The 8,631-nt window shown below is 64.4% G+C and carries 7 protein-coding genes; 3 read left to right on the plus strand and 4 right to left on the minus strand.

All coding sequences use genetic code 11. The features are described from left to right. Positions 1–237: 237 nt before the first annotated feature. Together KA184_21580 and KA184_21585 are read right to left on the minus strand one after the other, a co-directional pair. Positions 238–1,563, minus strand: a complete 1,326-nt coding sequence (locus KA184_21580) for an ABC transporter ATP-binding protein (protein MBP8132178.1) — start codon at positions 1,561–1,563, stop codon at positions 238–240. 1 nt (position 1,564) lies between these two features. Continuing rightward, a complete protein-coding gene (locus tag KA184_21585) occupies positions 1,565–2,482 on the minus strand; it encodes an ABC transporter permease (protein ID MBP8132179.1) in 918 nt (305 codons plus the stop codon). A 137-nt stretch (positions 2,483–2,619) separates the two neighbouring features. Here KA184_21585 and KA184_21590 point away from each other — a divergent pair, with 137 nt between their 5' ends. From KA184_21590 to KA184_21600, 3 genes are all read left to right on the plus strand, one after another. Further along, the gene (locus tag KA184_21590) at positions 2,620–4,230 is read left to right on the plus strand and encodes an FkbM family methyltransferase (GenBank protein ID MBP8132180.1); all 1,611 of its coding nucleotides are present in this window, start codon (positions 2,620–2,622) and stop codon (positions 4,228–4,230) included. Between the two features lie 40 nt (positions 4,231–4,270). Continuing rightward, positions 4,271–5,416, plus strand: a complete 1,146-nt coding sequence (locus tag KA184_21595; protein ID MBP8132181.1) for an acyl-CoA dehydrogenase family protein — start codon at positions 4,271–4,273, stop codon at positions 5,414–5,416. A 65-nt stretch (positions 5,417–5,481) separates the two neighbouring features. Continuing rightward, positions 5,482–6,258, plus strand: a complete 777-nt coding sequence (locus KA184_21600; GenBank protein MBP8132182.1) for an electron transfer flavoprotein subunit beta/FixA family protein — start codon at positions 5,482–5,484, stop codon at positions 6,256–6,258. Positions 6,259–6,477: 219 nt separating this feature from the next. On the opposite strand, the gene KA184_21605 is transcribed toward KA184_21600, so the two are convergent. Continuing rightward, complete coding sequence (locus KA184_21605; GenBank protein ID MBP8132183.1) at positions 6,478–7,821, minus strand: DegT/DnrJ/EryC1/StrS family aminotransferase; 1,344 nt, start codon at positions 7,819–7,821, stop codon at positions 6,478–6,480. A gap of 93 nt (positions 7,822–7,914) precedes the next feature. Beyond that, positions 7,915–8,631 (minus strand): DMT family transporter (locus tag KA184_21610; protein ID MBP8132184.1); only part of this gene is annotated, 717 nt, incomplete at its 5' end.

The following is an 8,631-nucleotide window of genomic DNA, read 5'->3' on the forward strand; positions in this document are numbered from 1 at the left end:
CGGATTGGGCTTTTTGCGCACGAACATGGGGCCAGCTTACACTCGGGACACCCAAATCAGAAATCGGCCCCTTATAAAATAAGGACTTACGACGAAATTTCAGAGAGGTGTTGAACTCAGGAAAGAATACCACGGCGCGCGCGCGCTTCCTGTCGGGCGCGAACAAGCATCGCCCATCGCGCGGCTGCTGATCGTGCCCGGGATCGTGGCGATCAAGAAGGCGCCGGGCGCGCGCTCTCAGGAGGATCGGCGCGTATCGTAGACCGTGGCGCCGCCGACGCGGTACACGTACTGAAAATCGCGGATGCCCCACGTGAAGGTCTCGCCGCCAATCACGGCGAATTCCTTAGCGATGTCGCGGTACAGATAGCTTTTCCCCTCGTGTACGGCGATTACCAGCACGTAGGCGTTCGGCGTGAAGTCGAAGTCGGGGATCTCGACCTCGCAGCACACCCCGCCCTCGTGCACCGGTTTGAGCAGGTCGCCGTTCAAGGTCGAAATCGTGGTAAGGTTCAGTCCGTCGCGCGTGAAGAACTTGAGCGTTACGTTCAGGTCGTCGACGTGCTCCAGCAGCGAAAAGGAGAAACGCACGCACACGTCATCGTGGACGCGAAGCGTGTTCGTATCCTGCCCGTCCACGGCGAAAATGACCGCGGGCTTCGTGATCTTGACCGGATCCGCGAAGACGGGGCCAAAGAGCCCCTCATGCTGGCCCTGCGGTCTTGGGGCCGTTTCTTTTGACGGCTTGGACTGCGCCGCGGGCGCGGTTTTCTCTGGTTCCCGGCGCTGTGCGACTTTTGCCGCTTCCTCCTGCTCGAGAAAGCTGAGATAGTTGCGGACGACGTCTTTCGACGGCCCGATTTCCATCGCCTTGCCGTGGTGCAGCCAGAGCGCGCGTTCGCAGAGTTGAATGACGCTGTTGTGCTGGTGCGACACGAGCACGATCGTGACACCGCGTTTCTTCAACTGCTGCATTCGCGCGAAACAGCGGTTCTGGAACGCGTAGTCGCCCACGGCGAGGATTTCGTCGATAAGCAGGATCTGCGGGTCGAGGTGCACGGCGACGGCAAAGCCGAGGCGGGCTTTCATGCCGGAACTGTAAGTTTGCACCGGGCTGTCGATGAACTCGTCCAGTTCGGCGAACGCGACGATGTCGTCGATTCGCTGATTCGTCTGTTTCCGGTTCAAGCCCATGAGCGCGGCCGCGTTGTAAATGTTGTCGCGCCCCGTCAGCGCCGGGCTGAACCCGGCCCCGAGATTGATGAGCGCCTGGACGCGCCCGCCCATGACAATGCGGCCGGCGTCGAGCTTGATGAGCCCGTTCATCATTTTGAGCAGGGTCGATTTGCCGGAACCGTTGCGCCCGACCAATGCGAAACTGTCGCCTTGTTCCAGCGTGAACGATATGTCGTTCACGGCGTGGAATTCGTCCTTGCGCAGGCCCTGTTTCGGGCGCCGGCCCGTGAACAGCGCCCACAGGTCGCCCAGCCCGTAACTCAGATGCTCATTGGCCTTGCGCGAGTACTTCTTGTACACGTGCTCGACCTGAATTACCGGGGCCATGCTACGCCCTCTCCGCCAGCACGGGCAGGGACGCATGAAAGACGAACCAGCCCGCCAGAAAGACAAGGCCGTAGATGCCGCAACGGACGAAGAATGCCACAGGTTCCTGCATCGTGTCATGGGTGGCGAGCAGGCGCAGGTCGTTGAGTATCGGCGCGATGGGGCTGACCAGGTTCGCGTAGTACCAGGCGCCCGTCACCGGGATGGGCCAGAGCACGGGCGACAGGTAGCGGTAGGGGCCGAGCGCAATGCGCACGGCCGTGCCGACGTCGCTGAATATCGCGTTGAACGGCGCAAGCAGCAGGCCGATGGACGCGCCCGCGAGGATGATGGCCGGATACAGCGCCAGGAACTTGAGAAAACCGGGCAGGGAGAACGCGCGCATCCCCGGCTCCAGTTCGCCGGCGGACAAGAGCAGCGCGAAGAATAACATGACGGCGACGCGGAACAGGGAATTGAAGAGCACGCGCAGGATCACGGAAAGAATCAGCGCTTCCGGCGGCAGCTTCAACTGGGCCAGCAGCGCCTTTGCGTTGTGGACCAGCTGAATCATCTTCATGGTGGATTCCATGAACGTCGCATAGAGCAGCAGCCCATAGATGATGAACAGGGGATAGGGTATGCCGGTGGGCCCCGGCGTAATGACGCGCGTCCGCATCAGGCAATAGAAAATGAACCCCAGGACCAGCGGGTCCACCAGTTCCCAGATCAGGCCGAGAACCGATTTGGCATGGTCCGATTTCAGGTCGCGCACGAACAGGCGCACCGCCATGTAGCGCGACTGGTAGAGCCCGCGCACCATGGCGGGAAACACGTGTCTCGGGTGCAGCGCCTCCGATTCGGCTGTATAGACGACTCGCGGCATGGTATTGTGCGGTTTCTCGATGCAGGACGGCGCCACGCGCGCCGTCCCGGCCACTATAGCAAAGTCCCGCGACGGCGGGTCAAGCATTGCTCCCCCGCGGCGGTGGACAGGCCGAAGGGCCCGTTGTTATGCTGGCGCAACCGCGAAGCATGGCGGGTCCATGCGGGCGGAGCGGAGACGGCGGACGCTGCATGAGTGAAGGAAAGAAACGCATTCGCTTCAGGGTCGCGGGCATGCTGGCCGCGTGCGTCCGGCGTTCCGGCTTGCTCAAGCGGCTGCTTCATGCCGTGTTGGACCATGGGGATTCGGCGCTATTGCGCGAGACGCTCTTGCACGAGGATGCCAGGCGGCTCCGCGCGCTGCTCTCCGAATCCGATCACCAGCTCCTGCGCAAGTTCCTCAGCGAATCGGACCATCGCTTGCTGCGCCTCGTGCTGTTTGAAAACGACCTCGTGCTCCTGCGCTCGTTCCTCTTCGAGAAAGAGTACCGCCTCTTTGGAAAACTCGCCGCGGAGAAGAACCAGGAGGCGTTGCGCGCCGTGCTTGTCGCGCAGGACTTCCGGCTCCTCGACGCCGTCCTGCGCTTCGATAACCGGCGCGTGCTGATGCACGCGCTTCGCGCGGACGGCTTCGCCCTGTACCGGGAGGCCTCGCTGAAAGACCACGCGGCCGCGCTCGCCGCCTTGCTGGCCACGGATGAAGGGCTGGACGCGCTGCAGTCCGTGTTCCGCCGGGACGGCGGCGAACGTCTGGCGGACCTGCTCCGCCGGCAAGACTTCCGCCCGCTGCGCGAACTTCTCGAATCCAGGCACGGACGGGTATTACTCGAATTCCTGAAATGGCGGGAAGGGTCGATACTGAGGCGGCTCCTGGTTGACCATGATTTGCTGCCGGAGATCATGGACAACGAGCCCAATCGCGGCGCCATCGCACTCGAAACCATGCGGCGGCGGCTGGAAAAGCTGTTCGCGCGGAGTCCCGGACTCGAAGCGCGATTCGCTCAAGCGCGCCGGGAAATCCGCAGCGAGGACCACTTGCGCGGGCGCTTTCTCGATGCCGTCATGGATGGGGATGCCGTTCAGCTCGCGCAGGGGGTCATGCGCGTGCCCGACCGTGCCGCGTTCTGGTCGCTGCTCCACGAAATCCTGCTTTACGAGGATTACTATTTCGCCTGCGACACGGACGCCCCGCGCATCATTGACTGCGGCGCGCACGTCGGGATGGCCATTTACTACTTCAAGACGCTGTACCCGCAGGCGAAAGTGACGGCGTTCGAGCCTGTGCCGCAATTGCGCGCGCTGGCCGAGTCCAACATGGCGTTGAACGGCTTCACGGACGTGGAAATCCTCCCGTTCGCGCTGTCGGAGAGACGGGAAACGCGCACGTTCTTCGTTTCGGACAGCTATTCGATGGCCGGGTCGCTGGCGGACCGGCGCGAGGCCGCGGGCGACACGGTGCATACGATCGAGGTCGAATGCGTGCCCTTGAGCGCGTATTTGCAGGAGCCGGTGCACTATCTCAAGATCGATATTGAAGGCGCGGAGGATGCAGTGTTGACGGAGGCCGGGCCATGGCTGCACAACGTCCAGCACATTTTCTGCGAATACCACCACGGGCTCGGGCTTGCCTACGACCGGCTCGCGCGTATCCTGACCCTGCTCGACCGGGCCGGGTTCGAGGTCGTCGCCGGCAAATCCTTTGGCTATCAGGAGTCCTCGCGGCACCGGCCCATGAGCGCGCTTGGCGGGCCCGCCTCGGAAGTGCTGTGGGCAAAGAATCGCCGCTGGTCCGGCGCCGGCTGAGCGCACGCATGTCCGAACGCGCATAATCGGGTGGCACGCGATGCAACGGTACTTTGACGAATCTCACGAGGCGCTGCGGCGCGCAGCCCGCGCCTTTCTCGAACGCGAAGTGCTGCCGCACGTGGATGCGTGGGAGGAGGCGGAGGAGTTCCCGCGGAACCTGTACCGGCGGGCCGCGGAGGCGGGCCTGCTCGGGCTGGGCTATCCGGAGCCGCTGGGCGGCGCGGGCGGCGACGTATTCCACGGCATCGCGGTGACGGAAGAACTGATGCGCTGCGGGTCGATAGGCCTGCTTGCGGGCCTGTTCAGCCTGAATATCGCGTTGCCGCCGATCCTGGCGCTCGGCACGGAAGAACAAAAGCGCCGTTTTGTGCCGCCGGTGCTGGCCGGGGAGCAAATCGCCGCGCTGGCCGTGACGGAGCCCGACGCCGGCTCGGACGTGGCGAGCATCCAGACACGTGCGCGGCGCGAGGGCGACTGGTATCTCGTGAACGGGGCGAAGACTTTCATCACGAGCGGTTGCCGCGCGGATCTGATCACGGCCGCGGTGCGCACCGGCGGCCCTGGCAGCGGCGGCATCAGCCTGCTGGTGATCGAAAGGGGCAGCCCGGGCTTTTCCGTGGCGAAGAAGCTGAAGAAAATGGGTTGGAACGCAAGCGACACGGCGGAACTGGTGTTTCAGGACTGCCGCGTGCCCGCCGCGAACCTGCTGGGGGAGGAAAATGCCGGTTTTCAGGGGCTGATGGTGAATTTTCAGCAGGAGCGGCTCGCTCTGGCCGTATTGGCGCACGCGGCGGCGCAAGTGGCGTACGAGAAAGCACTGGAATACACGAAGACACGCCATGCCTTCGGCCGGCCGCTTATCGGTTTCCAGGTGACGCGCCACAAGCTGGCCGATATGGCCACGCGCGTGACCGCGGCCCGCGAATTCAATTATCGCGCCGCCGCGATGGTGCAGGCCGGCGAGTATCCTGTTGCGGAAGTCTCGATGGCGAAGAATTTCGCGTGCGAGATGTGCGACCGGGTTGTCTACGATGCGGTGCAGCTTCACGGCGGTTACGGTTACGCCCGCGAGTACCTGGTCGAACGGCTGTATCGCGACACGCGGTTGCTCAGCATCGGCGGCGGCGCGACCGAAGTCATGAACGAGGTCATCTGCAAGTATCTCGGTATTGGACGGATTTGACCGTCCGTGGCGCGGAATGGCATCGTTGCGTCCGGTTCGAAGAACAGACACGGGAGGTGAGCAACGTGAAAGTAGTCGTCCTCGTCAAGCGCGTCCCCGACACGGCGTCTGTGTTCAAGATCGGCGCCGACGGCAAATCGGTCGACATGACCGGCCTCAAATACGTCGTAAGCCCGTATGACGAACACGCCGTCGAGGCGGCGATACAGTTGAAAGAGCAGCAGGGGGCGGAAGCGATCATCGTCAGCCTCGGGCCCGCCGAGGCGAAAGAGACCATCCGGTCCGCGCTGGCGATGGGGGCCGACCGGGGGCTGCTCGTCACGGGGCCGGGCACGGAGGGGCTTACGAGCCGCGGCGCGGCGCAGGCGCTCGCCGCCGCCGTAAAAAGCCTCGCGCCTGACCTCGTCTTCGCGGGCAAACAGGCCGTGGACGACGATGCGTCTCAGGTGCCGGAGCGCGTTGCGGAACTGCTCGACCTGCCGCACGCGTCGATAATCACCCGCTTCGAATTGCAGGGAGACCGCGCCGTCGTAGACCGCGAAATCGAAGGTGGCCAATATACGCTGGAAGTGCCGCTGCCCGCCCTGTTCACGACGCAGAAAGGCATCAACACGCCGCGCTATCCCACGCTGCCGAATATCATGAAGGCAAAGAAGAAAGAGATCCGGGAAGTCACACTGAATGACTTGGGCCTTGCGCCCGATGCCGTGCAGCCTGGCCTGGTTGTCGAGTCCATGTCGCTGCCGCGCCAGAACCGGCTCAACAAGATCCTGGAAGGCGAAACGCCCGAACGGGTCCGCGCCTTGGTCAGCGCCCTCCGCGACGAAGAGAAGGTGCTGTAGGACCCGCGCTGAGAGTTCTTCGGCGTCTTTTCAGCGCAGAAACCCGGAGAACGCGGAACGTCGCCGAGACTGCCGGCCGGATAGACCGGTCAAAGCGATAAAGTGCCGCAACGAACGCATTCCGGCAAAGGCTGTCTCAACCGGGCAACAACCGGGAACCGGTGTTTCTCCGCGTTCGATTGCAGCCACGCATCGCGCGCTCTCGGACTGTCTCGATTCCTACGCCTTGCCGAGCGCGTCACGGTGGGCCCAGACCTTCTCGAAGGCCGCGGCGTACTGGTCGACAAGTTCCGGCTGCTCGGATGTCCAATAAGGCAGCCGGATGGCAGTGCGGTTTGCCTCGTCGCAGCCCGGCACGGAGTCCGGCGCGGGCAGCACGGGCATGTGGCGCCACCATTTCTCCTCGCTGAAGATCGGGTACGTGTGCAGCAGGGTCCACGAGTACTCGCCGACGTCGACGCCTTCGGCCTGCAGCGCCTTCACCGCGGTTTCGCGCGACATGCCGACCTTCTTCTCATCGATGAACATGAGGTTGGCGGCGTAGTAGACGCGCTGCATGTCGGGCCGAGCGTATTGCTCCGTGAGACCGGGCAGCTGCGTGATGCGGTCGTTGAGGCGGCGCACCTGCGAAACGCCGATGCGGTTAAACTCGTCGAGTTTCCCGAGCTGGATCCGGGCGAGGATGGCGGCCAGGGGGTGCATGCGCAGCTTCGAGCCGAACGCGGTGCCCTGATACTTCCGGTAGGGGCTGTCCTCCGGGAAGGTGCGCGGCAAATCATAGTTGCCATAGGTGACGGCCCGCTCGAAGTCCCCCTGGTCCTTGTACATGCCGATGCCGCCCTCGATCGCGGGCAACGGCTTGCCCGTCTGCAGACTGAACCCGGCCATGCGGCCCCAATTGCCGATGATCGTGTCTTTCACGCGCGCGCCGTGGGCGTGGCTGGCGTCCTCGACCACCTCAAGGCCGTTTTCCTTCGCGAAGCCGCAGATGTCGTCCATCTCGCAGGGCAGGCCGTACCAGTGCACGGGCATGATCGCGCGGGTGTTCGGGGTCAGCCGCCGCTTGCAGTCTTCGAGGTCGATATTCATGGTGCGCGGGTCCGCGTCGACGAAAACGGGGACCAGGTCGAAGAAGCGCATCGGCACCACGGGGAACCATGTGCTGTAGGCCGTGACGAGCACCTCGCTGCCCGGGGGCAGATCGAGCGCGAAGAGCATCGACGTAAGCGCGCTCGTGCCGTTGCAGTGCGCCTTCGCATAGGCGCACCCGTGATAGGCCTTCCACGCGTCTTCAAATTCCGCGACGGGCCCGTAGCCGGGGCTCCGCAGCAGTTCGGTGACGGCCGCGATCTCCTCCTCGCCGTACAGGGGCCATTTCGTCGCGCCGGGCGCTTCCACGGTCACGGCTTTCGGCCCGCCGTTCAACGCCAGCGTTTCCACTTTCGCCGCAGCCGCCCCGGCGGGACTTGCCGCCCCGCCCAAATACAGGGCCGTGCTTGCCGCGCCGACCGTCTTGAGAAATCCCCGCCGTGTTTCCTTTGGGCTGTTCGTTTGAGACTGCATGGCATCAACCTCCCGAGTACGCAGTTGACCAAGAAACGCAAAGGGGACAATATCCCCCGGCACATCCAGAGTACCCCCGGCTGGCGGGCATAGTCAACCGGCAGCCGCGTCATTCCGGTTCGCAAGGGCCGGGGTCCGGGGCGCGCGCGCGTTGGCGCGCATGCTGAGCGCGATGGCCCCGGCGATCATGCACACGCCCGCGACCTTCCATGCGTCGAAGCCGTGGCCCCAGACGGCCAGGTCATACGCGGCGGCAAAAGGAATCTGGCTGATACTGACGAGCGCGACCATGGCCGTCGCGCCCCTGGCGTAGGCGCGGGTCATCATGATCTGCGCGCCCGTGCCCGCGAGCCCCATCGGCAGCAGCCAGCCCCACAACCCGAGCGACAGGTTGACCTGCGCAACGTGCGGGTCGCGCACCAGGAAGCAGAGCGCGAGCGAGACGAGCGTGGCGCAAGTCGAATAGTGCGCTACGACCGTGTAGGCATGGTATTGGCCGCAGAAACTGAGGCTGATCGTAACGCTCGCGACAACGATCGCGCCGATGAGCGCGACCAGCAACGGGACCGCCTCGGCGTTGAACGCCGGGCGATGCATCACGTATACGCCCGCCAGCGCCAGGCCCGCGTGTAGCCAGACGCCCGGCGGCATGGGCCGCCGGAATACGGCCGCGAGGATGACCGCGACCCAGACGGGGCTGGTGGACAGCACGGTGACCACGTCCGTGACGGGCAGGCGCGTCAGCGCGTAGAAATTGCAGAGGAGCCCGGCCGTGCCGAAGATGCTGCGCCACCAGAGCGCCCGCGAGCC

The organism is Candidatus Hydrogenedentota bacterium, from assembly GCA_018005585.1.
Taxonomy (GTDB): Bacteria; Hydrogenedentota; Hydrogenedentia; order Hydrogenedentales; family JAGMZX01; genus JAGMZX01.